Origin of the sequence: uncultured Kocuria sp., from assembly GCF_947500125.1 — a bacterium.
GTDB lineage: Bacteria > Actinomycetota > Actinomycetes > Actinomycetales > Micrococcaceae > Kocuria.
On the sequence record NZ_CANMRA010000023.1, the window covers coordinates 1 to 23952 of the forward strand.

The 23952-nt window shown below is 71.6% G+C and carries 24 protein-coding genes and 2 tRNA genes; 10 read left to right on the top strand and 16 right to left on the bottom strand.

Translation table 11 applies throughout. The features are described 5' to 3' along the window. The 13 genes from Q0817_RS14230 to Q0817_RS14285 form a co-directional block, all read right to left on the bottom strand. The coding region (locus Q0817_RS14230) for a DEAD/DEAH box helicase (protein ID WP_298589475.1) at positions 1 to 276 on the bottom strand (276 nt) is incomplete at its 3' end. Continuing rightward, on the bottom strand, positions 266 to 1102 hold the full coding sequence (locus tag Q0817_RS14235; RefSeq protein WP_298589479.1) for a DUF4232 domain-containing protein: 837 nt from the start codon (positions 1100 to 1102) through the stop codon (positions 266 to 268). The genes Q0817_RS14235 and Q0817_RS14230, both read right to left, overlap by 11 nt. Before the next feature lie 165 nt (positions 1103 to 1267). After that, positions 1268 to 4138, bottom strand: coding sequence for an FAD-binding and (Fe-S)-binding domain-containing protein (locus Q0817_RS14240; RefSeq protein ID WP_298589482.1), 2871 nt, complete (start codon positions 4136 to 4138; stop codon positions 1268 to 1270). An 84-nt stretch (positions 4139 to 4222) separates the two neighbouring features. Then, positions 4223 to 4549 (bottom strand): 2Fe-2S iron-sulfur cluster-binding protein, encoded by a 327-nt coding sequence (locus Q0817_RS14245; protein WP_298589485.1) that lies wholly within the window; start codon positions 4547 to 4549, stop codon positions 4223 to 4225. Between the two features lie 123 nt (positions 4550 to 4672). Beyond that, positions 4673 to 5506 carry a thioesterase family protein gene (locus tag Q0817_RS14250; RefSeq protein WP_298589487.1) on the bottom strand — a complete coding sequence of 278 codons (834 nt, stop codon included), beginning with the start codon at positions 5504 to 5506 and terminating at the stop codon, positions 4673 to 4675. Between the two features lie 373 nt (positions 5507 to 5879). After that, entirely contained in the window at positions 5880 to 6329 is a 450-nt protein-coding gene (locus tag Q0817_RS14255; RefSeq protein WP_298589490.1) for a hypothetical protein, read from the bottom strand. Then, positions 6326 to 6640: a hypothetical protein gene (locus Q0817_RS14260; protein ID WP_298589494.1), complete on the bottom strand. Its 315-nt coding sequence runs from the start codon at positions 6638 to 6640 to the stop codon at positions 6326 to 6328. The genes Q0817_RS14255 and Q0817_RS14260 overlap by 4 nt, the downstream gene beginning before the upstream one ends. 568 nt (positions 6641 to 7208) lie before the next feature. Continuing rightward, positions 7209 to 8363, bottom strand: a complete 1155-nt coding sequence (locus Q0817_RS14265; protein WP_298589497.1) for a phage major capsid protein — start codon at positions 8361 to 8363, stop codon at positions 7209 to 7211. Between the two features lie 317 nt (positions 8364 to 8680). Then, positions 8681 to 9031: a hypothetical protein gene (locus Q0817_RS14270; protein ID WP_298589498.1), complete on the bottom strand. Its 351-nt coding sequence runs from the start codon at positions 9029 to 9031 to the stop codon at positions 8681 to 8683. A 14-nt stretch (positions 9032 to 9045) separates the two neighbouring features. After that, complete coding sequence (locus Q0817_RS20090; RefSeq protein ID WP_366139881.1) at positions 9046 to 9381, bottom strand: WhiB family transcriptional regulator; 336 nt, start codon at positions 9379 to 9381, stop codon at positions 9046 to 9048. Next, positions 9378 to 11861, bottom strand: a complete 2484-nt coding sequence (locus Q0817_RS14275; protein ID WP_298589501.1) for an AAA family ATPase — start codon at positions 11859 to 11861, stop codon at positions 9378 to 9380. Before Q0817_RS14275 ends, Q0817_RS20090 begins: the two co-directional genes overlap by 4 nt. Before the next feature lie 84 nt (positions 11862 to 11945). After that, positions 11946 to 12122 carry a hypothetical protein gene (locus Q0817_RS14280; RefSeq protein WP_298589504.1) on the bottom strand — a complete coding sequence of 59 codons (177 nt, stop codon included), beginning with the start codon at positions 12120 to 12122 and terminating at the stop codon, positions 11946 to 11948. Next, positions 12119 to 12322, bottom strand: a complete 204-nt coding sequence (locus Q0817_RS14285; protein WP_298589507.1) for an AlpA family transcriptional regulator — start codon at positions 12320 to 12322, stop codon at positions 12119 to 12121. Before Q0817_RS14285 ends, Q0817_RS14280 begins: the two co-directional genes overlap by 4 nt. 98 nt (positions 12323 to 12420) lie before the next feature. On the opposite strand from Q0817_RS14285, the gene Q0817_RS14290 reads away from it, so the two are divergent. Together Q0817_RS14290 and Q0817_RS14295 are read left to right on the top strand one after the other, a co-directional pair. Beyond that, positions 12421 to 12885 (top strand): helix-turn-helix transcriptional regulator, encoded by a 465-nt coding sequence (locus Q0817_RS14290; RefSeq protein ID WP_298589510.1) that lies wholly within the window; start codon positions 12421 to 12423, stop codon positions 12883 to 12885. Positions 12886 to 13027: 142 nt separating this feature from the next. After that, complete coding sequence (locus Q0817_RS14295; protein WP_366139882.1) at positions 13028 to 14038, top strand: site-specific integrase; 1011 nt, start codon at positions 13028 to 13030, stop codon at positions 14036 to 14038. A gap of 49 nt (positions 14039 to 14087) precedes the next feature. Here the strand turns inward: Q0817_RS14295 and Q0817_RS14300 are convergent. Then, a tRNA-Ser gene (locus Q0817_RS14300) sits at positions 14088 to 14177 on the bottom strand. 29 nt (positions 14178 to 14206) lie between these two features. Beyond that, positions 14207 to 14728: a tRNA adenosine(34) deaminase TadA gene (gene tadA / locus Q0817_RS14305; protein ID WP_298589516.1), complete on the bottom strand. Its 522-nt coding sequence runs from the start codon at positions 14726 to 14728 to the stop codon at positions 14207 to 14209. 88 nt (positions 14729 to 14816) lie between these two features. On the opposite strand from tadA, the gene upp reads away from it, so the two are divergent. The 5 genes from upp to Q0817_RS14330 all read left to right on the top strand — a co-directional run bounded on the left by upp (position 14817) and on the right by Q0817_RS14330 (position 19680). Further along, positions 14817 to 15452 (top strand): uracil phosphoribosyltransferase, encoded by a 636-nt coding sequence (upp, locus tag Q0817_RS14310; RefSeq protein ID WP_031283230.1) that lies wholly within the window; start codon positions 14817 to 14819, stop codon positions 15450 to 15452. Positions 15453 to 15959: 507 nt separating this feature from the next. Then, positions 15960 to 16784, top strand: coding sequence for a winged helix-turn-helix domain-containing protein (locus tag Q0817_RS14315; protein ID WP_298589532.1), 825 nt, complete (start codon positions 15960 to 15962; stop codon positions 16782 to 16784). Positions 16785 to 16901: 117 nt separating this feature from the next. Further along, positions 16902 to 17441 carry a histidine phosphatase family protein gene (locus Q0817_RS14320; protein ID WP_298589535.1) on the top strand — a complete coding sequence of 180 codons (540 nt, stop codon included), beginning with the start codon at positions 16902 to 16904 and terminating at the stop codon, positions 17439 to 17441. A gap of 55 nt (positions 17442 to 17496) precedes the next feature. Beyond that, the gene (locus Q0817_RS14325; protein ID WP_298589538.1) at positions 17497 to 18483 is read left to right on the top strand and encodes an aldo/keto reductase; all 987 of its coding nucleotides are present in this window, start codon (positions 17497 to 17499) and stop codon (positions 18481 to 18483) included. Between the two features lie 12 nt (positions 18484 to 18495). Further along, positions 18496 to 19680, top strand: a complete 1185-nt coding sequence (locus Q0817_RS14330) for an FAD-dependent monooxygenase (protein WP_298589541.1) — start codon at positions 18496 to 18498, stop codon at positions 19678 to 19680. A gap of 85 nt (positions 19681 to 19765) precedes the next feature. On the opposite strand, the gene Q0817_RS14335 is transcribed toward Q0817_RS14330, so the two are convergent. Then, positions 19766 to 19838: transfer RNA gene (locus Q0817_RS14335), tRNA-Arg, on the bottom strand. A gap of 300 nt (positions 19839 to 20138) precedes the next feature. Here Q0817_RS14335 and Q0817_RS14340 point away from each other — a divergent pair. The 3 genes from Q0817_RS14340 to Q0817_RS14350 all read left to right on the top strand — a co-directional run bounded on the left by Q0817_RS14340 (position 20139) and on the right by Q0817_RS14350 (position 23911). After that, positions 20139 to 22004, top strand: coding sequence for a phosphoenolpyruvate carboxykinase (GTP) (locus Q0817_RS14340; RefSeq protein WP_298589544.1), 1866 nt, complete (start codon positions 20139 to 20141; stop codon positions 22002 to 22004). A gap of 172 nt (positions 22005 to 22176) precedes the next feature. Beyond that, complete coding sequence (locus Q0817_RS14345) at positions 22177 to 22665, top strand: Rrf2 family transcriptional regulator (protein ID WP_298589546.1); 489 nt, start codon at positions 22177 to 22179, stop codon at positions 22663 to 22665. Between the two features lie 58 nt (positions 22666 to 22723). After that, positions 22724 to 23911, top strand: a complete 1188-nt coding sequence (locus Q0817_RS14350) for a globin domain-containing protein (RefSeq protein ID WP_298589549.1) — start codon at positions 22724 to 22726, stop codon at positions 23909 to 23911. Positions 23912 to 23952: the final 41 nt, after the last annotated feature.

Sequence of the window (23952 nt, forward strand, 5' to 3'; positions counted from 1 at the left end):
CTCGCGCACGGCGGTGAGGATGGCCCGGCGCTTCGCGTTGGCGGGGTCGGTGCTCAGGTCCACGGTTCCGTAGTGGCCCGCCACGAACCGGTCCAGGGCCCACAGGAACGCGGCCAGGGTCTTGCCGGAGCCGGTGGGCGCCACGATCAGGGCGTGGCGCCGCGCGGCGATCGCCCGCCACGCGCCCTCCTGGGCGGCGGTGGGCGCGGCGAACGCACCCGAGAACCAGGCCCGGGTGTGCTCGGTGAACAGGTTCAGGGCTGGTTCAGGCGCCAAAGCCCTGGATCTCGAGCTGGTGGATCTGCGGATCGCCGCAGGCCTCCACGGGGAAGGGGATCACGACGGACTCCGTGTTCTCGGGCGGGTAGACGCGCAGCCCGGAGGCGGTCCGGGCGTCGCAGGTCGGGTAGTTGCCGGCCTGGCTCACGCGCAGGCCGGCGCTGACGGACTCCCCGGGCGCCACGACCCGGCCGGCGCCGGGGACGGCGGCGTCCCGCACCGCCGGGGAGCCGATCATGGTGCCGGCGGCGTCGACGAGGGACACCCCGGCGTAGCCGGCGAGCGTGCACGGGCTCCCGCCCGCGTTGGTGAGGACGAGGTCCACGTGGACGGAGCCGGCGGCGCCGCCCACCGGAGCGGCCGCGGCCTCGAGCTGGGACGTGGTGCACAGCGGGGCGCCGCCCCCTGTGCGCGCGCCCGCGGTGCCGCCCCCGGCAGCCGTGCCGTTCTCGTCCGCGTCGGCGCCGTTCGTCCCGCCGCCGTCCGTTCCGTCCCCGGCCGACCCGCCCCCGGCCGCGGCAGGCCCCTCCGGCGGGGCGTCCGCCGCGCGGGACTCCGCGGGCTCGGTGGGGGAGCGGTCGCCGGGCTGCTCGCCGGTCTGTTCCCCCGTTCCTGCTCCGGCCGGCTCCGTGGCGTCCCCCGTCCCGGTGGCCGGGCCGGTTTCGGCCGGCGCCGCCGCGGACGGGGACGTCCCGCTCCCGGCGGCGGCATCGGCGGCGCCGGTCGCCTCCGGTGCTTCGCCCGCGCAGGCGGACAGGAGGAGGGCGGAGGCGAGGGCGAGAGCGCCCAGGACGGGGCGGGACGCGGGGAAGAGCGAAGACATGGGGGGAGATCCTCCTCGTGCGGACGACGTGGCGTGCCACGCGCCGGGAGGGGTTCCCTCCCGGGACCCTCATTCTAGGCAGGGCCACCGACACGGCGGCCGGGAGCGGCACCGTCCCGGGCGGACGACGCGCGGTCCCGGCCGGTGCCGCTCCCGGGGCCCGCGCTACCGCCCGTCCGGCTCCGCCGGGGGCAGCGCCGCGCGCATCACCTCGGCGAGGTGGACGCCGTCGGCGCCGGTGCCCTGCGCGATCTGGGTGCGGCACGAGAAGCCGTCGGCCAGCACGATCGTCCCGTCCGCGGCGTTGCGGATCGCGGGGAACAGCTCCCGCTCGCCGAGGGTCTGGGAGACCTCGTAGTGGCCGGGCTCGAAACCCCAGTTGCCCGCGAGCCCGCAACAACCGCCGCCGACCACGGCGGTGTCCACGCCCAGCTTCGCGAGGACCTCCAGCTCCGGGCCGTATCCGCTCATCGACTGCTGGTGGCAGTGGACCTGGCACACGGCACCGGCGGGACCCGCCTCGGTGGCCAGCTGCTGGAACGGCCACTGGCCGCCCTCGGCCAGGTGGCGGGCCGCGAACGCGCCGATCGTCGTCGTCAGCTCGGTGACGCGCCGGGCCCGGGGGTCGTCGGGGAGCAGTTCCGTGATCTCCTCCTGGAGCATGACCGTGCACGAGGGCTCGAGCCCGATGATCGGGTACCCGGCCTCCAGCAGCGGCTCCATGACGTCGAGGGTCTGGTGCAGCACCTTCTGCGTCATGTCCAGCTGCCCGGTGGAGTGCCACGTCAGCCCGCAACAGACGTTGCCCATGGGCATCAGCACCCGGTAGCCCATGGCCTCGAGCACCTCCACGGCGGCCCTGCCGGGGGCGTCGGCGGAGAAGTTCGTGAACGTGTCCGGCCACAGCACCACGGTGGGCCGGCCCTCGGCGTCGTCAGCGGGGCGGTGCGCGGCGGAACGGCCGCGGAACCAGCGGGTGAGCGGCTGCTCGGCGAAGGAGATCATCCGCCGCCTCGGCTCGATGCCGCCGAGCCGCTTGGTCAGCTCCTCGACGGCCCGGTTGGACTCCAGGAGGTTGATCACCCGGAAGGAGAAGGGCACCTTCTCGGCGATCCGCATCAGCCACGGCATCCAGCCCATCGTGAACTGCGCCATCGGCCGCCGGTCCCGGCCCAGGAAGGAGAGCAGGCCGTGCCGGTAGTGGTGGTGCAGGAACTCGGCCTTGTAGGTCGCCATGTCCACGTTGACCGGGCACTCGGTGGCACACGCCTTGCAGGACAGGCACAGGTCCAGGGCCTCGAGGGTCTCCTTCGACTTCCAGCCGTCGGTGATGGACTCCCCGCGCAGCATCTCGGCGAGGGACCGGGCGCGGCCCCGGGTCGAGTGCACCTCGTCCCGGGTCGCCTGGAAGGACGGGCACATGGCACCGACGTCGGAGCGGCACGCGCCCACGCCCACGCACCGGTTCACTGCGCTGGAGAACGAGCCGCCGTCGCGGGAGAACGCGTGCACCGGCGTCAGGTCGAACGTCCGGGCGCCGGGCCCGGGCCGGATGCCCTGGTCGATGGGCTCGGGATCCACCAGCACGCCGGGGTTGAAGACGCCGTCCGGGTCGAAGACGGCCTTGAACTCCGCGAAGGAGGACAGCGCCTCGGGGGAGTAGATCGTGGCCAGCAGCTCGGAGCGGGCCCGGCCGTCCCCGTGCTCGCCCGAGACCGAGCCGCCGTAGCGGTGCACGAGCTCGGCGGCGCGCTCGATGAACGTCCGATAGGCCGCCACCCCGGCCTCGTCGGAGAAGTCGAAGGAGATGCGGATGTGCACGCAGCCCTCCCCGAAGTGCCCGAAGGGGATGCCGGTGAGGCCCAGCTCGTGCAGGAGGTCGTAGAGGTCGCGCAGGTACTCGCCCAGGCGCGCCGGCGGGACCGCGGAGTCCTCCCATCCGGGCCAGGCCTCCCCGCCCTCGGGCAGGCGGGTCACGATGCCCGCCCCGGCCTCACGGATCCGCCACAGCGCCCGCGCCTGCCCCGCGTCGGAGACGATCACGGAGTCCACGACGTTCTCCGGGACGAGCCCCGGCAGCGTGCGGGCGGCCGCCTCGGCCTCCTCGAGGGTGTCCGCGCCGACCTCGCAGTAGAGCCAGCCGCCGCCGCGGGGCAGCTCCGAGCCGGCGCGCTCCTGCCCCTGGCGGGTGCGCAGGGCCTCGAGCAGGTCCGAGCCCATGCCCTCGATCGTGTACACCCCCGGGACCCGCAGCTTCGGCGCCGCCGTGGCGGCCTCGAACGCGTCCTCGAAGCCCAGCACGGCCAGGGCGGTGTGGGCGGGCTTGGCCACCAGGCGGACCGTGAGCTCGGTGATGATCCCGCAGGTGCCCTCCGTGCCGGCGAAGGCCTTGGCTGCGTCGAAGCCCTTCTCGCCGAGCAGGTAGTGCAGCCCGTAGCCGGAGACCTGGCGGGGGAACTGGCCGAGCTCGGTGCGCAGCATCGCCAGGTGCCGGTCCCGGATCCCGGTCAGCGCCCGGTCGATCCTCGGCTCGGAGGTGCCGCCCTCGTGCAGCTCGACCACCCGGCCGTCTGCCAGCATGACCTTCAGGGAGACCAAGTTGTCCGCGGAGGTGCCCCACGCCACGGAGTGGGAGCCGCACGCGTTGTTGGCGACCATCCCGCCGATCGTGGCCCGCGAGTGCGTCGAGGGGTCGGGGCCGTAGGTGAGGCCGAACTCGGACGCCGCGGTGCGCAGCTGGTCGCAGATCACACCGGGCTCGATGGTGGCGGTCATCGCCTCGGGGTCGATCGACAGGATCCGGTTGAAGTGCCGGGAGGTGTCGATGACCAGTCCCTCGCCGATCGCGTTGCCCGCCACGGAGGTGCCGCCGCCGCGGGAGACCACCGGCCAGCCCCGTTCCTTCGCCAGCGCCAGCAGCTCGCGGACCTCCTCGACGCTGCGCGGCTCGGCCACCGCCTCGGGCAGCCGGCGGTAGATCGACGCGTCCGAGACGTAGGCGGCGCGGGTCGTGAGGTCGTCACGGATGTCGGTCATGGTCCACTTCCTGCGCGGCGCCGGCGGCGGTCCGTCCGGGGTCTGGTCAGAGCTGGCGGGATCGTCCCCGCGGGGACGAGGGGCTCACCACTCGGGGGCGATGGTGACCTCGGCGCCGTCGAGCTCCTCCGCCCACTCGACCTGGCAGCTGAGCCGCGAGGTGTCGTGCCGGGTGTCGTCGAGCATGTCGAGGAGGTCCTCCTCCTCGTCGTTGATCTCGTTGGCCTTCGAGAAGGAGCCCTGGTCGAGGTAGGAGTGGCAGGTGGAGCAGGACGCGTTGCCGCCGCAGGTCGCCAGGATCGGGTACTTGTGGCGCGTGAGGGCCTCCATGAGGCTCTCGTAGTCCTTCCACTCGACACCCTCGGTGCGGTTGCCCTCGCGATCGATCACGGTGATGTTGATGCTGCTCACTTCGATGGCCTCCTCGGGGCACGGTCGCCCCTGGTCTCGACGTCGGGAATCCCGCCCCATTGTACGGTCGCGCGGCGGGCGCCCCGGACGGACGGGTGCCGTGCCCTCCGGGTCCGGGTCGGCTCAGCCGGAGACCGGGAGCGGCCGGATCGTCAGGGACTGGGCCACCTGGCCCAGGTAGCCGGCCTCGTCGTACAGCGCGGACTCGGTCAGGCCCACGCCGGTGTCGCCGAAGGTGACGTGCGTGTCGAGGCCCACCCACGGGGAGACCGGATCCCGGACGAGGTGCACGCCGAGGTCCACGTTGGGGAAGGCCATCTCGTCGGGGCCGACCCGCACGGCGATGCCGTTGGCGGCGTCCACCGCCGCCAGGAACCGCGCCGTGGTGGACGACTCCTCACCGGCGACGACGGCGTGCGGCGCGCGCAGCCACATGGCCGCCCGGCCGGGCCGGTGCTCTCGCACGGTCCGGCCCTCGAGTGACGCGATGTACCCGCCCGGCCAGCGCCCGGTCATCGTGGTGGGCAGCGCGTCGGTCACGGGCGGCAGCGACTCCCGGTGCGTGCCGGCGGAGCCCGCGGTCTCGCCCCGGACCAGCCGCCACACGCTCAGCCGGATGCAGGAGCGGCCGGAGTGGCTCATCGTGGCCTCGACCAGCTCGATGGTGCGCCCCGGGCGGACCACGCGCGTGGTCACCTCGACCTCGCCGCCGGGGATGAAGCCGAGGATGTCGTAGGAGAAGCGCGCGGGCAGGAGATCCTCGCGGGGATGGTCGACCTCCACGGCGTGGGCGAGCAGCCCCGAGGCGGCGCCCATGTGCTGCTCGGCCTCGTTCCACGCCCCCTGCGAGTGCAGCGTCGAGCGGAACCGGGTGCCGTCCAGCCGCACGAAATACGCGTCCGGGTACTCCTCCCCGTCCGTTCCCAGGTGTCCGACTGCCTGCGCCGACGTCGTCATGCTGCGCCTCTTCCGTCCGGGCCCGCCGCTCGGCGGGCGTGGTGGTCGCCACCACGGTATCCAATGGCGGCACGCACTCCTCGCCGCGAGCCGCTCCGGGCCCCGGCCGGCCACGTCCTCCTGTGGGCGCCCGACGGCCCTCGGGGCAGCGGACGGTGCGGGCGGGCACGCGAAAGACCCCGGGTCCCTCAGGACCCGGGGTCTTTCCGACTGGCGGTGACGGAGGGATTTGAAACCCCTCAGCGGTCCACGTCCTTCGTCTATGGCCCGGAATGACGCAGTTCTCGCTCAGTTCAGCTCACGCCAAATGCGTGTGGATCATGGGCAGGTGTGGGCAGAATGTGGGCACGAATCACGGATCGTCGTGGTCCGCTCAGGCGGGGGCTAGTAGCTTCCCATCGTTGAATGCTTGCGTGATGCAGGAAACGTGCTCTTCTAGCTCTTCCAGTGAGGTCATCCCAAGACCAGCGTGGTACCGCACGTCGTTGCTGGCCGAGTGCAACTGTTCATACATGGGGGAGTAGGTCCGATAAAGAATGCGGACTAGGTCGGAGATGCCGTATCCCCGACCCCGTTTAGGGTGACCTTGGTGATGCTCTGCGTAGCAGTCCATCCGGGTCAGATAAACATTGATGCTGGTCAGCCGCGCCTCGTCCTGAAAAATGGGGTCGCTTACAAGGGCTGCGCACATTTGGTGGTACGCGGCATAGAAAAAGCAGACCCCTGCCCAGTCGTTTCTCTGGCCCATGAGCATCTGGCCCGTGCTCAGATGTTCCTGAACACGGGCCAGACGTTGGTCCACATTGAGTCCACTGTCACTCATAAAGCGCAGTGTGCCAGCTTTCGGCTTTCAGCCATATCACTTTGCAGGGACTCGTGGTCGGCGATGCGCAACATCAGATCGACCTCATCATCGAAAAGGTCGATGACTTCAATAAACTTAGTGAATGCGCGCTGACGGTTGGCCGGCGTGGACTCTTCTAGGGCGACCTCAACAGTGGCAGCTTCGATCTTCGGATCGAGCGTGACTCGGGCAGCAGTCAAATTGTCTTTACCCAAGTAGAGCAGTGTCTGCTCTCCAATGGAGGTAACCAGAGCGCGTAACTCAACCTCGCTAGGCGTGTGGCTCTGCATGCTTCCCTCCTTCGGGGCGTCAGGAGCTACCTTCGGGACGTCCCGTTATTCATGCTCGACTCGAAAACTCAAGTCGAGTGCGTAGTGTGCCCAGCTTCGCGCGAAGTCGGTGTGGAGTCAACTCGCTACGCCGGGCCGCGGCCGTGTCGGCAACTTGCTCTTCCCGGGCCGGTGAAGCGTCTGTTGGCGCGCCCTTGTCGGCCGCTAGAACGCTTGCCGTCCGATCGTCACAAAAGGTAACATGCCGTGACGCTGCACGGGTGGCCTCTTGGGTTCGCTTTGCATCCTTGTCGGTTGCACCGAAGCTGTTAAGTCTAGCACGACTTTTGGTACAATCCCGCGCGTGCGTGCGATGGGGTGGGGGGTCTCATATCGCGCGGAAGGCTACCGGAGCCCCCGTAGCCGGGAGCCGGTCCCCAACATTCGGACCCGCCCCTCCCCGCCGTGAACCCCGGAACGGGACAGACCCGGCACCGGATACCGGCACCGGGTCCACCCGCTCACAGGATCAGCCGGACTACCGTCTCCACGACGGCGAGGACCACGGCCAGCAACCTGTGCGGGATCATCACGCGGCCGCGCCCAGGTCCACCTTCACGACGCCGGCCGGCCGGAGCACGACGGGCATCACGCGCGTCTCGGCGCGCATCGTGTAGAGGTTCCGGTTGAAGTCGTCGCCGGGCTGGCCCAGGTTCACCTTCACCCTGTTGTCCGTCGCCAGGGTCACGGCCGTGACGTCGAGGACAAGGCCGGTGTTCTCCGGCATCACGGAGGACACGGCCACCGGCACGCCCCACAGACGTCGCTCGGCCGCGTTGACCGGGGACCCCTCGAGGAGGAAGTTCCCGGAGCCGGTCGCCTGGGCCGTCTCGATGCCGGCCCACTGCGACGGGGACAGCACGATCAGGCCGGGCGCCTGGTCGGTGGACTCCAGGAGGGTGATCGCCTCCCGGAGCCGGAGCATGGGCGAGGCGGCGGAGGCGGCCACGAGGCCGATCCCGGAGGCGTTGAGGATGCCGGGCAGCTCCCCGGCGTTCTCGTCGCCGTTGAGGACCTGACCTTCAATGGTGCGCCACAGGCCGCCCACCATCTCCGCGTTCAGGAGGGACTGCATCAGCGGGACGTCCTGGACCACGTACTCGTCCACGTCCGAGACGGTGTGGGCGACGACGGCGAGCTGGAGCTGGCGCCGCTCGTAGGCGATGTCGGACTCCGGCTTCAGGCCGCCCTCGGGCACGACGCCGGCGCGGATGGTCCGGGACTGCTGGATCATCACGTCGAAGAAGCGGTCCACGACCACGGTCAGCGGCAGGGCGGACAGCACGTTCGGGACCCGGGCGGGCAGCTCCACGACGGGCGTGCCGATCAGGGAGCCGTCGAAGTTCCCGACCGTGGCCGTCTTCGTGTAGATCTGCCGGTCCCCGCCGGCGATCTTGGTCGCCAGCTCCCCGGCCGCGGACTTGAACGAGGCGGAGGTGAGCCGGGTCCCGGTGTCCCCGCCGGACTTCCGGCCGGAGCCGGACAGAGCGCGGAGGAAGCGCTCGCCCTCGGCGCGCTCGGCGTCGGTCGGACCGGCTGCGGCCTTGGCGTCGCGGGCGGCCTTCAGCTCCGCGGAGACAGCGGTCATGCGCTCCGCCTCCGCGATGGTCAGCGTGCCCTTGTGGTGCTTCTCCACGAGGGTCCGGGCCTCGGTCACGAGCTGCTCAGTGGTCTTGGTAGTCATGATGGTTCTCCGATCAGGTGAGCGCACGGCATGACGGCGCGTGCGCCTTGCGTGTGTGTTGATCGGACCTGCGGAGTCTCGGCGGCGGCCTCAACGCCTTGCGGCGGAGGACTCGCGGCGGAGTGCCCTATCCGTGTGCCCTACGGCCTGGCCGCCGGGGCGCCCGGTTCGCCTTGGTCCCTGTGGACTCCTCGGCGTTCCCAGCGCCCCGGCTGGCGGGACCTTCAGGCAACTTGTCGGACCGGCGAAAGGACTGAATCAAACTCCGGCCCGACGCTTCCCAGCTTAATTCACGGGGCGTCGCCGTTGACGGGCGCTCACGGCCGCCCCTCCTCCTCGCCGTCCTGGAGCCGGTCGGGAAGGGACGTGTCCACGGCGTTCGGCCCGTAGTCGTCGCTGTCGCCGGTCCAGTCGAGGTCATGCATGGCGACCGTGGTGGACTCGCGGGCGTCCTGCCTGCCCAGGAGTGTTACCTGGTGGGCCGCTACCTCCGCGGCGAGGGTCTGGACCACGGAGGAGGCGAGGAACGGCAGCTCCCCAGAGAGAGCGAAGCGTAGGGCCTCGTAGAAGCCCGGTCCGTCTTGGCGGTGGATCGCGTCTACGAGGCGGGCGGCGGTCCGCTTCGCCTGGTAGGCCACGGTGTCCTGCTCGTGCTGGTCGTTGCTCATCGTTCTTCCTTTGTTCAGGCCGCGCGGTCCGCGCGGCGGGTCTTCTGTTCCTGGGCGCGCCGGCGTGCGCGCCTGATTTGGGCAGGTGTCATGGCTCCCCACGCACCGCCGTCCTCTCCGGCCGCCACGGCGTAGCTCCGGCACTCCTCGAGTGCCGGGCAGTCCGTGCAGTAGAGGGCGGCGACCTCGAGCGTCTCCGCATCGTCCGCGGTCCAGGCGGGCGCCTCCGCGCCTCGGCAGGGGACCGGGCGACCGGATAGCTCGGCGGCTGCGAGCGCTTGCTCGAGGGCCTGGCGAGCTCGGCCGTGAGCGTTGGCGAGCGCTTGCTCGGGCGGCTTGCGGGCGGTCACTGGTCTTCTCCGTTCTCCTCGGTGGTGGTCGGCGTGGAGGAGCCGGCCGGTTTGGTGCTGCGACCCTGACTCGCCCCCCGAGTCAGGGTCCTGACTCCCCCTGACTCGCCCTGACTCCCGCATGAGTCAGGGGTCTGACTCGTTCCTGACTCCTCCTCGGACCAGGCCTGACTCCCTGACTCCCCCCCTTTAGGGGAGTCAGGAGTCAGGGTCAGGGTCCCGGGCAGCTCCAGCTCCTCGCCGTTCTCCCGATAGAGCTTCAGGAGTCGGTAAGGCTGGTTGCTGGAGTGTCGGCCGATGTAGCGGCTCTGCTCGAGGTGGAGGATCGCGGCGTCCACGAACTTCGTTCCGCCGGACACGAGGGAACGGATCTTCGTCTTGGACAGCTCGTGCCCTGGCGCGATCTCGAGCGCCCGGGACACGCGCTCCATGTACCCGGTCGGCTGCCAGTCGTTGGAGTGGTCGCCGCTGCTCACTGCGCCGCCCAGGGGACCGTCCGGCGCGCGGAGGAGGTAGGAGGTTCTCCCCGGCTCCGTGGAGTCGATGACGGCCTGTGCTGTCTCTTGGGTCCGGTCGGTGGTCCGGTAGGCGCCGGAGACGGGACGGACGCGCCCCGGCCGGTCCTTCCCCACGCGGAGGGAGAGAACGCCCAGCATGCCCACGCCCAGGGGAGCCTTCACCTCCACCGTGTAGGACGCGCCGGTGAGGTAGCTCATCTTCGCCTGGGCGCCGATCGCGAACCGTCCGCGGCCCTCCGTGGCCTTCGTGACGTGATCGACCACGACGACGGCCGCCCCGGTGCGCTGGGCGATCTTGCGCGGCACCTGACGTCCCCAGGTCGTCACCTCGTCGTTGTCCACGGAGGACACGCCGAACACGGCGAAGGCTTCCGTGACGCCGTCGATCACGGCGAGGTCGTAAGGCCGGGCGAGCATGGCGCGCCACGCGGCTGTCTCCTCGCCGTTGACGATCGGGGACAACTCGGGGCGCTTGTAGGACAGGCGCCACCGGACCGCGTCCGCGGGGGCGCCCAGGGCGAGGAGACGGGAGCCGACTGTCCCCTGGTCGGACTCGAAGTCCAGGTAGAGGACGGATCCGCCGGCGGCGAGCACGCGGGCGGCCTCGGCCTGGAGGAGGAATGACTTCCCGGACTCACTCTCCCCCTGGAAGGAGTGGACCATGCCGCGGTAGAGGAGACACGCGCCGTCCTCGCGGGACATGAGCGTGGCCTCCGGGGCGGACCAGGTGCCGTCCAGGACCGCGGCCATGTCGATGTCCGCCCAGGAGGCCACCGGCTCCGCCTCCGCGCCGCCCTGGGCGCTGGTGGTCTCCTCCGGGGCTTCCTCGTCGTCCAGGGCGCTCAGGGCGGCGCTCGCGGCCTCCTGGCGGCATGGAAGGCCGGTCAGGTCCAGGATCTCCGGGCGGCGCTCGAGCGGGTCCCCGTAGCCGTCTGCGCGGAGCTGGGAGGAGAACGTGGACATGCTGACTCCCTGGAGCTGGGCGGCCGCCCATGCCTTCGTGAGCGGCTCCTCCGCAGGGAGGTCCGTGGACGTGGAGAAGATGAACAGGCGGTCCCCGTCCTCGGCGCGGCCGGTAGACGCGGAGAAGCCGTCCGCCGGGTCCTTCCCTGGGCGGGTCCAGTAGCGCGTCCGGCCCTGCTGGTGGTGGAAGGTCCACCCGGCCGGCTCGAGGACGTCCGCCCAGTCCGTGCGGGCGTTGAAGTCGTCCACCGGCGAGCGCCCGGACCCGTAGGCATCCGCCCGGTCCGCCGCGTTCGTACGCGGCGCCTCCTGCACGGGGCGGGACGGCATCTCGTCCAGGACGTCCCGGAGGACGGCGTGGAAGGCGGCGCGCTCCTCGAGGGTGAGGACGGCCGGGAACAGCGGCCCACCCTTCACTCGGACCCAGGGGCGGCCCGTGTCGTGGTGCGTTCCCGGAGTTGGATGCAGGACGACGAAGCCGCCCTCGCCGCGCGTTTCCGCGAGGACCTCCACGATGGGGCGCCCGCCGTCGTCCTCGCCGGCCGGACGGCGAGCTATCTTCGTGTTCCCGGGGAACGGTTCGCCCACGGGGACCTCGAGCCGGTACAGCCAGTGAACGCCGCGGCTTGGCGAAATCTCGAGCCAGCCGGCCTGGAGTCGCTTCCAGAGCAGGGCGAGGCCGGCGGCGCGCATGGCTTCAGCGATCGTGGGCAGCCGATCGGAGGCGCGCCCCTCAATCTCGGCCATTTCTAGGCCGCCGGAGACGGTGCCCATGATCGCGCCGACGCCCACGCCAGCGGCGAGGCGTTCGGGGGCGAACCATGCGGCGAGCTGGGCCTCCGTGGGGCGCTTCCCCTGGAGGTCCTTCCACTGGACGGCGGGCCTCTTGGTCTCCGGCTGGACGGGGAGCACGGCGAGGCCGGCGAGTGCTAGCTCGTCAACTGCGGCGCGGATTGCGGCCCCCACGTCCGCGGCGCCGGCGGTAGAATCGGAGTACATGAGAACGGTTCTCTTTCTCTTGGCGATGCGCGGCGGCGTCGCGGACGGTTGTTCCCTGTGAGTGGGGGCGGTCGTTCGGGTGGGTCAGGAAGGCCGGCGTTCGGTGAGGCGCCGGCCTTCCGCATGTCCGGGGGCGCCATGAATGGTGGGCGCGTCGAGAGTGCGCAGCTGCGCTTCGTAGAGCAGGACGAATGCGGTCTGCCCGTAGCGGTGAGCGTGGGCAATCGCGGCGAGGAGGTCGCGGCGCCGGTCGCCGTTCACGCCGCGGTCCCGGTCATGGTGCGGACGTTGGCCGCGATCCACGCCGTCACGTCGGACTCGCGGTAGAGGACACGGCGGCCCACCTTTACGAAGGCGGGGCCGGTCCCGCGGTAGCGGAACTGCGCGAGATTGCCGGTAGTGGTGCCGAGATAGTCGGCCAGCTCGGCAGGGGTCAGTAGCTTGTCGGTCGGGGCGGTCATGGGAGCTTCTCCATCTTGTATGTCGATATGTAACCAACATGAATGATGATCCACTGGCAGGGTGGTGTTGTCAACTGTTGTGATGAATACTGTTCGACATGGAAGATGAATGGAGCGGACGCGACCCCAACGCGGCCTTCGGCGCGAAGGTGCGAGAGGTCCGTGAGGCCCACGGTTGGAACCAGTCGGAGCTAGCGCGCCGCATAGTGGATCGCGGCTGGGACAAGTACTCGCAAGTGACTGTGAAGCGCACGGAGAACGCGGAGCGCGCCGTCCGTCTGGACGAGGCCCTCACGCTGGCCTCTGTGCTCGGCGTGCCCCTGTCGGCGCTGCTCGGTCAGGGCGGGGAGGGCGGGGACGTCGAGCGGGCGCTCCAGCTCGGGGACCGCATCAGGGACCTTCAGGGCGAACTCGTGGCGAAGGCGCACGAGCTGGAGCGGGCGCGGACGGCCCTCCAGGCCCTCCCGCCGGCCACGCTGGAAAGCTTGCATCCGCTGGACCGTGCGTTCGTGGACAGTGCCCTGTGGACGCCGTTGCAGGTGCTCGAGCGGCGGGATCAGTAGAGCAGTGGCGACCATTGAGAGCTACGCGACGAAAGCCGGCAAGCGCTACCGGGTCCGTTACCGGACGCCGGACCGCCGGCAGACGGACAGACGCGGCTTCACTACGAAGCGGGACGCGGAACGGTTCGCACGGACCGTCGAGGTGTCGAAGGACCGGGGGGAGTGGATCGACCCGGCGGACGCGCGGGCCACGGTGGGGGAGCTGGCCGGCCCGTGGCTGGACGGCAAGCGGAGCCTGAAGCCGTCCAGCTTCCGGCCCCTGGACGCCGCGTGGCGGGTCCACGTCGCGCCCCGGTGGGCAGCCGTCCACGTGGGCGAGGTCCGCCCCTCCGATGTTCAGTCGTGGGTCACAGCCCTGTCCACCGGAGATGAGGGCGCGGACCCGCCCGTGAAGGCGAAGTCCGCGACCACGGTCCTCCGCGCCTACGGGGTCCTCGCCGGCATCCTGGACGCCGCAGTGAAGGACCGGCGCCTCCTCGCCAATCCGGCGCGGACCGTGGACACGCTCCCGCGGAAGACACGGAAGCAGCACGTCTACTTGTCCCATGAGCAGGTTCATGCCGTCGCGGATGCCGCGAAGTATCCAGTCCTCGTGCTCGTCCTCGCCTACTGCGGCCTCCGGTGGGGCGAGGCCGTGGCGCTACGGGTGAAGGACGTGGACCTTCAGCGCCGCCGGCTGACGGTCCACGAGAACGCCGTGGAGGTCGGCGGGCGTATCCATGTGGGCACTCCCAAGGGCCACCGGGCGCGGACGGTGCCCTTCCCGCGGTTCCTGGGGGAGAGGCTGGCCGGGCAACTCGAGGGGAAAGCGCCAGCGGACCTCGTGTTCCCCGGCCCGGACGGTGGGCACCTGCGGACGGCGCGCGTCCACGCGGACAACTACTCGTGGTTCGCCTCGGCACTGGACGCGGCCGGAGCGCCCCGGATCACGCCGCACGATCTGCGGCACACGGCGGCGTCGTTCGCCGTCTCGGCCGGGGCGAACGTGAAGGCGGTCCAGAGGATGCTCGGCCACTCCTCGGCGGCCATGACGCTGGACGTCTACGCGGACCTGTTCGACAGGGATCTGGACGCCGTGGCGGACGCGCTGGATCAGGCCGTCTCACGGTCGAGTGTGGGCATAATGTGGGCAGACGACGCTGCTCGGACATGAGAAAGGGCGCTACTTCCGCGGAATACCGGGGGAGTAGCGCCCTTTCAACTGGCGGTGACGGAGGGATTTGAACCCTCGTTGGCTCTTACACCAAACATCATTTCGAGTGATGCACCTTCGGCCGCTCGGACACGTCACCAGCTCGCAGTACTGTACCGGCTGGCGTGCTCAATCGCCAAAACCCGCGGGGCCGGCGCGGTCGTCCCCGTCCCGCCGGTGCGCCGCGAAGAAGTCGAGGAGCAGCCGGGAGCACTCCTCCTGCAGGACGCCTCCGGTCACCTCCACCCAGTGGTTGAGCCGCCGCTCCCGGAGCACGTCGAGGACGGAGCCGGCGGCCCCGGCCTTGTCGTCCCACGCGCCCAGCACCACCCGGGGCACGCGGGCCAGGACGATCCCGCCCGCGCACATCGCGCAGGGCTCGAGGGTCACCACGAGCGTGCACCCGTCCAGCCGCCAGGAGCCCAGAGTCCGGGCGGCGTCGCGCAGGGCCAGGATCTCGGCGTGGGCCGTGGGGTCGCCGTCCGCCTCCCGGCGGTTGCGGCCCCGCCCGACCACCGTTCCGTCCGGGCCGACGACGACGGCGCCGATCGGCACGTCCTCCGTCCCGAGCGCGGCCCGGGCCTCGGCGAGGGCCAGCCGCATCCACTCCTCGGCCAGGGCCTCGGAACGGGTGCGCGGGGGCAGTGCCATGCAGGTCTCCTCCTGGGCGGGTCCCCTCGCAGGGCGGGGCCCGGCGAGGGGGCGGGGTGCCCCGGTGGCCCGGTGGTAATTTTGGTCCATGCGAGTGACCGTTCTCGACCACCCATTGGTGGCACACAAACTGACCGTGCTCCGGGACAAGAACACCACGTCCCCGGTGTTCCGCCTGCTCGTCGAGGAGCTCGTGACGCTGCTCGCGTACGAGGCCACCCGGGGGGTCCGCGTGGAACCGGTGGAGATCGACACGCCGGTCACGCGCACCACGGGGGTGGGGCTGTCGAAGCCCCGGCCGCTGGTCGTGCCGATCCTGCGTGCCGGCCTGGGCATGCTCGAGGGCATGACCCGGCTGATCCCCACGGCCGAGGTGGGCTTCCTGGGCATGGCCCGCAACGAGGACACCCTCGACATCATCACCTACGCCGAACGGCTGCCCGACGACCTCACCGGGCGCCAGGTCTTCGTCCTCGACCCGATGCTGGCCACGGGCGGAACCCTCCGGGAGGCGATCAAGTTCCTCTACCGCCGCGGGGCGGAGCAGATCACCTGCGTGTGCCTCCTGGCCGCGCCCGAGGGCCTGGCCGCCCTCGAGGAGGAGCTGGGGGACTCGGAGGTCAACATCGTCCTGGCTGCGAGGGACGAACGGCTCGACGAGAACGCCTACATCGTCCCGGGCCTCGGGGACGCCGGGGACCGGCTCTACGGCGTGGTCGACTGACCGCATCCGCGAGAACCCGCGGATCAGGGGCGAAAAAGGCCCGTCGACGCGATCGGCGGGCCTTTTTCGTCCCGTTCAGCAAATGTTCACATGGTGAGACGAAATCGTGGTGGTCAGAGGTGTCTTGACAAGAGATGGCCAACCTGCCCTTGGTGCTGAGAAGGGCGAAAAACGTTCCAGATGTCTGATATTCCGGGGGAGGCGTGGCGCGCGGCGCCCCGGCGACCTGGTGAAGGGGGTTCATTTTGGCGGAGGATCTGGACAGTAGCCGTTCTAATCTCACATCGTGAGATAGCGTCGAGAATATTACTTGCGGGATCGGTAGGGCTGGTGGACGATGAGAGCAACGCCACTGTCAGGGATTTGCCAGCTTCGCGGGGACCCTCCCCGAACCACCACGGAGCCGGGGATCTGCGAGCTGGGAGTGGTGAGGCCGTTCCGAGGAGCGGATCGACTCAGGCGGACGGAACGTCGTCCGCCGCACGACGGAAAGACGAGGGGCACCAGATGCCAGGCACACCGGGATACGTGCACATCTCCCAGCGCAACCGCACGAGCGAGGCTCGTGCTGCCCGCGGTCCGGCTGCGGCCCCCGAGCGGGGGCAGGCGGCCCCCGCCGACTACCGCAGCCTCCGGAACACGCTCGGCCCCATGCCGGCCGCCCCGGGGGAGGCACCGCTCCCCACCCGCCTGCAGCGGGACGCCGCGCCGCGCCCGCAGGCCCAGGAGAACGAGGCGCGCGGCTTCGTGATCTACGTGGGCCTCAACGAGGAGACCGCCGCGGCCAGCGGCACCTCGCTGGTCAAGATGGTCCAGAGCATCCGGGCGTACGCCCAGCAGCTGGTCCCGCAGGCCGACTCCTACGCCGCCGTGGCCCTGGCCCCGGCCGACACCGCCGGCACCGACCTCGAGGTCGTCCGCAACGCGCTGGGCGACCCCACCTCGGGGGCCGTGCGGCCCACGGCGCCCGCCGTGCCGACGCCGGCGCCCGAGACGAATACCAGCCAGTCCACCGGGGTGCTCATCGACCTCTCCCGCCGGGAGGTCTTCCTCGACGGCGGTCTCCTGAACCTCACGTTCAAGGAGTTCGAGCTGCTGAACTACCTCGTGGAGAACGGCAGCCGGACCGTCGGACGCCACGAGCTCCTGCACAGCCTGTGGCGCGACTCCGAGGAGGTGCCCAACGAGCGGACCATCGACGTGCACATCCGGCGCCTGCGCTCCAAGCTCGGCCGGCTCGCGAACACCGTGCGCACCGTCCGGGGCCAGGGCTACCGCTTCTACGAGCACCCCGAGGTCGTCGTGTGGGCGGCCCCCGAGTACTCGATCTGATCCGTTCCCCGATCCGCCGCCCACCCGTGCAGGCCCCGGTTCCCTTGCGCGTCCCTCCCGCGACGCGGAGGTGCCGGGGCCGCTCCGTGCCCGGCGGGCGCGTGGCATCATGAACCGATGACCCGCCACGACCGGAAGAAGCTCGTCCTCATGCGCCACGCGGAGGCCGAGCACCCGTGGGGTGTGGCCGACCACGACCGCCCCCTGGACCGGAGCGGGGCCTCGGACGCCGCCGCCGCGGGACGCTGGCTGCTGGCCCACGGGCACGTGCCGGACATGATCCTGTGCTCGAGCGCCCTGCGCGCGCGCCAGACCTGCACGTGGGTGTGCAGCGAGCTCGGCGACCTCGCGCCGACCGCCCGGCTCGACGAGTCCCTCTACGCGGCCCAGGACCGCCGGATCATCGCGGTGCTCAACCACGTGCCCGAGACCGTGGAGTCCCTGCTGCTCATCGGCCACCTGCCCGGTCTGCGCGACGCAGCTCTCCGTCTGGCCACCCCGGACTCCGACTACGACGCCGTCATGGCCCTCGCCGACGGCTGCCCGACCTCGGGCGTGGCGGTCCTGGAGGTCCCGGGCTCCTGGGCCGGACTGGACGGCGCCGACGCCCGCCTGGTGGACTTCACGGTGCCGCGCCCGTCCGCGGGGGGAAGCTGACCGGCGGCCCGGCCGCCGGGCGCCCGCGCGGCGGCCGGAGCGAAAGGAGCCAAGGATGCGACAGATCGAATTCACCCCGTCGGGGGACCGCGTGGGCGTGATCGGGTTCGGGGCCATGGGCCTGAGCTGGGTCTACGACCGGCACGGGCTGACCGAGCGGCGCAAGCACGAGGTGCTCGGGCTCGCGGTGGACCTCGGCATGAACGTCGTGGACACCGCGGTGCTCTACGGCGGGGGAGCGAACGAGGAGCTCGTCGGCGCCGCCCTCGGCGGGCGCCGCGACGAGGTGTTCCTCTGCTCCAAGACCGGCTTGCGCGCCGCCTCCCTCGACCCGCCCCGGACGGAGCGCTGCGGGCACCCGGACGAGGTGCGCCGCTCGGTCGAGGACAGCCTCCGCCGGCTGCGCACCGACGTCGTGGACCTCTACTACCTGCACCGTGTGGACCCCGACGTGCCCCTCGAGGACACCTGGGGCGCGATGGGCGAGCTCGTGACCGCGGGCAAGGTGCGCCACCTGGGGCTCTCCGAGGTCAGCACGGAGCAGGCCGAGCGGGCGCACGCGATCCACCCGGTCGCGGCCGTCCAGTCGGAGTACTCCCTGTGGACCCGCAACCCCGACGGGTCGGGGCCCACCGCCGACGGGGACCCCTCCGGGGACGTCATCGGGTGGTGCGCCGAGCACGGGGCGGTGTTCGTCCCCTTCTCCCCGCTGGGCCGCGGCTACCTCTCCGGCGCCCTCGCGGGACGGGAGTTCTCCGACTCCGACTTCCGCTCGCGCAACCCCCGGTTCACGCCGGAGGCCATGGCCGCCAACGAGGACGCCGTGCTCGCGCCCCTCCGCGAGGTCGCCCGCCGGCACGGGACCTCCCCCGCGGCGGTCGCGATCGCCTGGACCACGGTGCGGGGCGAGCACGTGCTGCCGATCCCCGGCACCACCGACCCCGGCCACCTGCGGGAGGACGCGGCGGCCGCGGAGCTGCGCCTGACGGCCGGGGACCTCGACCTGCTGGACGGCGTCGTCGCCGTCGGCGACCGGTACTGAGCGGCGCGGGCCGTGCGTGCGGTCGTCTGCGGGGCGGGCATCGCGGGACTGGCCCTGGCCGGGTGCCTGGGCCGGCAGGGCTGGGACGTCGTCGTCCTGGAGCGGGCGCCGCGCCCGCGGGAGCAGGGCTACATGATGGACTACTTCGGGCCCGGCTGGGACGCCGCCGAGGCGATGGGCGTGCTGCCCGCGGTGCTGGAGCTCGGCTACACGGTGGAGCGGCTCACCTACGTGGACGACCGCGGCCGCGACCGGGCCGGGCTGCCGTTCGCCCGCTTCGCCCGCGCCCTCGACGGGCACCTCGTCAGCGTGATGCGCCCCGACCTCGAACGGGTGCTGCGCGAGCACGCCCGGGGCGTCGCGGAGATCCGCTTCGGGCGGGGCGTCGTCGGGGTCCGGCAGCGCCCCGGCGGGGCGGGCGCGGTGCTCGACGACGGCACGGTGCTCGACGCGGACCTGGTCGTCGGTGCCGACGGGGTGCACTCGGCCGTGCGGCGTTCCGCGTTCGGGCCCGAGGAGCGCTTCCGCCGCTGGCTGGGCCTGCACACGGCGGCGTACGTGTTCGAGGACCCGGAGGCCCGCCGGCAGGTCGGCAACCGCTTCTGCCTCACGGACAGCATCGACCGGGCCATGGGCTTCTACGGGCTGCGCGACGGGCGCGTGGCCGCCTTCGCCGTGCACCGGGTCCCCGGCCCGTCCCTGCCGGCCGATCCGCGCGAGGCCCTGCGCGACGTCCACGGCTCGCTCGGCTGGATCGTGCCCCGCGCCCTGGCGGCCTGCCCCGGCGCGGACCGGCTCTACTACGACCAGGTGGCGCAGATCGAGGTGCCGCGGTGGAGCAGCGGCCGGGTCGTGCTGCTCGGGGACTCGGGCCAGGCGGTGTCCCTGCTCGGCGGCCAGGGCGCCTCGCTGGGGGTCGCCGGGGCGTGGCTGCTCGCCGAACGGCTCGCCCGCGCGGCATCGGTCGAGGAGGCGCTGGCGGACTGGGAGCGGGTCTGGCGGCCGGTCGTGGCCGAGAAGCAGCGTGTCGCCCGCAGCGGGGCGCAGTGGTTCCTGCCGTCCTCCCGGACGCGCCGGCAGGCGCGGCGCCTGGCGCTGCGCCTGGCCGCCCTGCCCGGGCTCGACTCCGTGGTGACCCGCGGTCTCGTGGGCCGGGCCGGGGGCGACATCCACGCCCTCGCCGCGGCCCCGGCCTGACCCGTCCGCGGCCCGTGCCCGGCGCGGCCGGGCACGAAAAAGCCCCTCACCGGCGTTTCCGCTGGTGAGGGGCTCCTCGGTGGGGTGCGCCCGAAGGGATTCGAACCCCCAACCTTCTGATCCGTAGTCAGATGCTCTATCCGTTGAGCTACAGGCGCATCGGCGTCCCGGCGTCACCGCCGTTCAAGCCGGACACAACTCTACATGTGGCCCCCGGCTGCGCAAAATCCGCCGGCGCCCCGCTCGACACCCGGAGCGAGGGGCCGCGGCGCGCGTAACCCTGCTGGGGCGGGGCGGCGCCGGGACGATAGGATGGGGCCACATCACAGTAGAGACCGGCCGCCCACCTCCACGCCGCTCACTGTGGGCCCGATGACACCGGGTCGAGTGTTCGACGACGAGCACCACCACGAGAGCCCCGGGCGGTCGGCGGACGGCCTCAACGAGGAGACATGTCAATGGCTGACAACCCCACTGCAACGACGGAGACCACCGGGCTGAACGAGGCTGTGAAGGGCGCCCTGGACAACGCGCCCACCACCCATGCGCACCTCCTCTCGTGGGTCCGGGAGATGGCGGAGCTGACCCAGCCGGACCGCATCCACTGGGTCGACGGCTCGGAGTCCGAGTGGAAGCGGCTCACCGACGAGCTCGTGGACGCCGGCACCTTCGTCCGCCTGGACGAGGACAAGTTCCCCAACTCCTTCGCCGCGTTCTCCGACCCGGACGACGTCGCCCGCGTCGAGGAGCGGACCTTCATCTGCACCAAGACCGAGAAGGGCGCGGGCCCCACCAACAACTGGGAGGACCCGGAGGTGATGAGGGGAAGCCTGCGCAAGAAGTTCCGCGGCGCCATGCGCGGGCGCACAATGTACGTCATCCCCTTCGTCATGGGCCACCTGGAGGCCTCCCGGCCGAGCTACGGCGTGGAGATCACCGACTCCGCCTACGTGGTGTGCTCCATGCGCATCATGGCGACCATCGGCACCCCCGTGCTGGAGAAGATGACCGAGAGCAACGCCTTCTTCGTCGAGTGCCTGCACTCCCTGGGCGCCCCGCTGGCCCCGGGCGAGGAGGACGTGCCCTGGCCCTGCAACCCGGCCAAGTACATCGTCCACTTCCCCGAGGACCGGGCCATCTGGTCCTTCGGCTCCGGCTACGGGGGCAACGCGCTGCTCGGCAAGAAGTGCTACGCCCTGCGCATCGCCTCCGCCATCGCCCACGACGAGGGCTGGCTGGCCGAGCACATGCTCATCCTCAAGGTCACGAACCCCGAGGGCAGGAGCCGGTTCATCTCCGCGGCCTTCCCCTCGGCCTGCGGCAAGACCAACTTCGCGATGCTCGAGCCCACCCTCGACGGATGGAAGGCCGAGATGGTCGGCGACGACATCTCCTGGATCCGCTTCGGCAAGGACGGGCAGGCCCGGGTGACCAATCCGGAGGCCGGTCTGTTCGGCGTGGCTCCGGGCACGGGGTGGCCCACCAACCCCAACGCCATGCGCGCCATCGCCCGGGGCAACACGATCTTCACCAACGTGGCGCTCACCGACGACGGCGGCGTCTGGTGGGAAGGCATGACGGACGAGACGCCTGAGCACCTGACCGACTGGAAGGGCCGCGACTGGACCCCGGAGAGCGGCCGTCCGGCCGCGCACCCCAACTCGCGCTTCTGCACCCCCATCAAGCAGGCCGACATCCTCGCCCCCGAGTACGACGACCCCGAGGGCGTGCCGCTGTCGGCGATCGTCTTCGGCGGCCGCCGCAAGACCACCGTCCCGCTCGTCTCGCAGTCCTTCGGCTGGGAGCACGGCGTCTTCCAGGGCGCCACGCTGTCCTCGGAGACCACGGCCGCCGCGAAGGGCGCCGTCGGCGTCGTCCGGCGCGATCCCATGGCCATGCTCCCGTTCATCGGCTACAACGCCAACGACTACCTCGAGCACTGGGTCGAGGTCGGCGAGCGGATCGGCGAGGACGAGATGCCGAAGGTCTTCTACGTCAACTGGTTCCGCCGCACCCCGAGCGGGGGCTTCGCCTGGCCGGGCTTCGGTGAGAACTCCCGCGTGGTCAAGTGGATCTTCGACCGGCTCGAGGGCACGGCCGGTGGCCGGGAGACCCCGATCGGCACCGTGCCCACCAAGGAGGACCTCGACCTCACGGGTCTGGACGTCTCCGACGACGAGCTCGAGGCCGCCCTCAAGGTCGACGTCGAGGAGTGGAAGGCCGAGCTGCCCAGCATCGACGAGTGGTTCCACCGGCTCGGCCACGTGCCCGAGCCCATCCTCGAGCAGCGCGCCGGCCTGGAGGACCGCCTGAACCAGGCGTGATCCCCCGCCCGGGGCGCCGCGTCCCGGGCCCGGACACGGACGAGGGGCCTCCCGGCAGGAGGCCCCTCGTCCGTGTCCGGGGGTCACGTGGGACAATGGGGGTGCTCCCGCGGTCGGCCGGGACGCGCGAGGTCTGGGAAGGAGCCGCCATGAGCGAGTGGAGGACCCGGCCGTGCGGCTGACCGCCTTCTCGGACATCGCCCTGCGCGTCCTGCTGCTGACGGGCGCCGTTCCCGAGGGGGAGAAGCTCACCACGCGCGCCATCGCCGAGGGCGTGGGCGCCCCCTACCACCACGTGACCAAGACCGTGGGCCGGTTGAGCGGGCTGGGTCTGCTCGCCTCGAGCCGCGGCCGCACCGGTGGGGTGTCGATCACCCCCGCCGGCCTGGACGCCACCGTCGGATCGCTCCTGCGCGAGCTGGAGGCCGGCTCCGCGATGGTCGAGTGCGAGTCGGCCGGCGGGAACTGCCCCCTGGACCACGGCTGCCGGCTGCGCCGCGCCCTCGCGGACGCGCGGGAGGCCTTCTACGGCGCGCTCGACGACGTGCGCGTGCGGGACCTGGTGAGCGAGCGGCAGGTCGGCCCGGTGCTGGTGTCCATCGGGCTGCGCCCGCCCGAGCCGCCGGGAGGCGGTGCGCCGGCCGGGGCGCCGATGAGGTAATACAGCATCTGAGATGCTAGTTTGGGGAGGTCATCCACCGGCTCCCCAGGAGGCAACAGTGCTGTCCGACCAGTCCCGTCCCGTCATCGAGCAGACCATCGGCGTCGTCGCCGAGCGCATCCCGTTCATCACCCCCGAGTTCTACCGGTCCATGTTCGAGGCGCGCCCCGATCTGCTGGACGGCATGTTCAGCCGCTCCAACCAGAAGAACGGGACCCAGGCGCAGGCCCTCGCGGGCTCCATCGCGATGTTCGCCTCCTGGCTGCTGACCCACCCCGAGGGCTACCCGGACGAGCTCCTCTCCCGCGTGGCGCACAAGCACGCGTCCCTGGGCGTGCTGCCCGAGCACTACCCGATCGTCCACGAGCACCTGTTCGGCGCCATCGCCCGGGACCTCGGCGACGCCGCGACGCCCGAGGTCGTGGCCGCCTGGGACGAGGTGTACTGGCTGATGGCCGACGCCCTGATCAAGATCGAGGAGGGCCTCTACGCGGGCCAGGCCAACACCGTGGTGTTCGCCCCGTACCGGGTCGCGGCCAAGGAGCGGACCGGGACCACCACCACGGCGATCACCCTCGAGCCCGCCGACGACACCCCGATGACCCCCGCGGTGCCCGGCCAGTACGTGACCGTCGAGGTCCGGATGCCCGACGGCGTGGAGCAGCCGCGGCAGTTCACGCTGGTGCCGGGGCCCGAGGGGACCCGCCGCATCGCGGTCCGCCTCGACGAGCGCGGCGAGGTCACCCCGGTGCTCTCCCACGACGTGCAGGTGGGCGACGTCCTGCGGGTCTCCAACCCCTACGGCGACGTGGTCCTCCCGGACGGGGACGGACCCCTCGTGCTGGCCTCCGCCGGCATCGGTGTGACCCCCATGCTCGCGTTCCTGGACCGGCTCGTCCGCCAGGAGTCGCAGCGGCAGGTCCTCGTCCTGCACGCCGACCGCTCGACCGCGACCTGGCCGCTGCGCGAGCTGCACGAGCTGCTGGTCGCCGAGCTGCCCTCCGCCCGCCTGGAGACCTGGATGGAGACCCCGGGGGAGGGCGACCACGACGGGTTCATGGACCTCGACGCCGTGCGGGTCCCGGCCGACGCCCAGGTGGTGCTGTGCGGCCCGCTGCCCTTCATGAAGGCCGTCCGCTCCGCCGTGATCGCCCAGGGCGTCCCGGGCCGCAACGTGGCCTACGAGATCCTGGGCCCCGACCAGTGGATGCTCCACGACGAGGCGCGCGAGACCGCCGCGGTCTGAGGCACCCGCAGCGCACGGAGCCCCGCCGGACGAGCTGTCCG

What these genes read in the sequence shown, in the direction of transcription:
- Q0817_RS14235 (WP_298589479.1), bottom strand. Translation starts at nt 1,102, where the DNA reads ATGTCTTCGCTCTTCCCCGCGTCCCGCCCCGTCCTGGGCGCTCTCGCC.
- Q0817_RS14240 (WP_298589482.1), bottom strand. Translation starts at nt 4,138, where the DNA reads ATGACCGACATCCGTGACGACCTCACGACCCGCGCCGCCTACGTCTCG.
- Q0817_RS14250 (WP_298589487.1), bottom strand. Translation starts at nt 5,506, where the DNA reads ATGACGACGTCGGCGCAGGCAGTCGGACACCTGGGAACGGACGGGGAG.
- Q0817_RS14255 (WP_298589490.1), bottom strand. Translation starts at nt 6,329, where the DNA reads ATGAGTGACAGTGGACTCAATGTGGACCAACGTCTGGCCCGTGTTCAG.
- Q0817_RS14260 (WP_298589494.1), bottom strand. Translation starts at nt 6,640, where the DNA reads ATGCAGAGCCACACGCCTAGCGAGGTTGAGTTACGCGCTCTGGTTACC.
- Q0817_RS14265 (WP_298589497.1), bottom strand. Translation starts at nt 8,363, where the DNA reads ATGACTACCAAGACCACTGAGCAGCTCGTGACCGAGGCCCGGACCCTC.
- Q0817_RS14270 (WP_298589498.1), bottom strand. Translation starts at nt 9,031, where the DNA reads ATGAGCAACGACCAGCACGAGCAGGACACCGTGGCCTACCAGGCGAAG.
- Q0817_RS14275 (WP_298589501.1), bottom strand. Translation starts at nt 11,861, where the DNA reads ATGTACTCCGATTCTACCGCCGGCGCCGCGGACGTGGGGGCCGCAATC.
- Q0817_RS14285 (WP_298589507.1), bottom strand. Translation starts at nt 12,322, where the DNA reads ATGACCGCCCCGACCGACAAGCTACTGACCCCTGCCGAGCTGGCCGAC.
- Q0817_RS14290 (WP_298589510.1), top strand. Translation starts at nt 12,421, where the DNA reads ATGGAAGATGAATGGAGCGGACGCGACCCCAACGCGGCCTTCGGCGCG.
- tadA (WP_298589516.1), bottom strand. Translation starts at nt 14,728, where the DNA reads ATGGCACTGCCCCCGCGCACCCGTTCCGAGGCCCTGGCCGAGGAGTGG.
- upp (WP_031283230.1), top strand. Translation starts at nt 14,817, where the DNA reads ATGCGAGTGACCGTTCTCGACCACCCATTGGTGGCACACAAACTGACC.
- Q0817_RS14315 (WP_298589532.1), top strand. Translation starts at nt 15,960, where the DNA reads ATGCCAGGCACACCGGGATACGTGCACATCTCCCAGCGCAACCGCACG.
- Q0817_RS14320 (WP_298589535.1), top strand. Translation starts at nt 16,902, where the DNA reads ATGACCCGCCACGACCGGAAGAAGCTCGTCCTCATGCGCCACGCGGAG.
- Q0817_RS14325 (WP_298589538.1), top strand. Translation starts at nt 17,497, where the DNA reads ATGCGACAGATCGAATTCACCCCGTCGGGGGACCGCGTGGGCGTGATC.
- Q0817_RS14340 (WP_298589544.1), top strand. Translation starts at nt 20,139, where the DNA reads ATGGCTGACAACCCCACTGCAACGACGGAGACCACCGGGCTGAACGAG.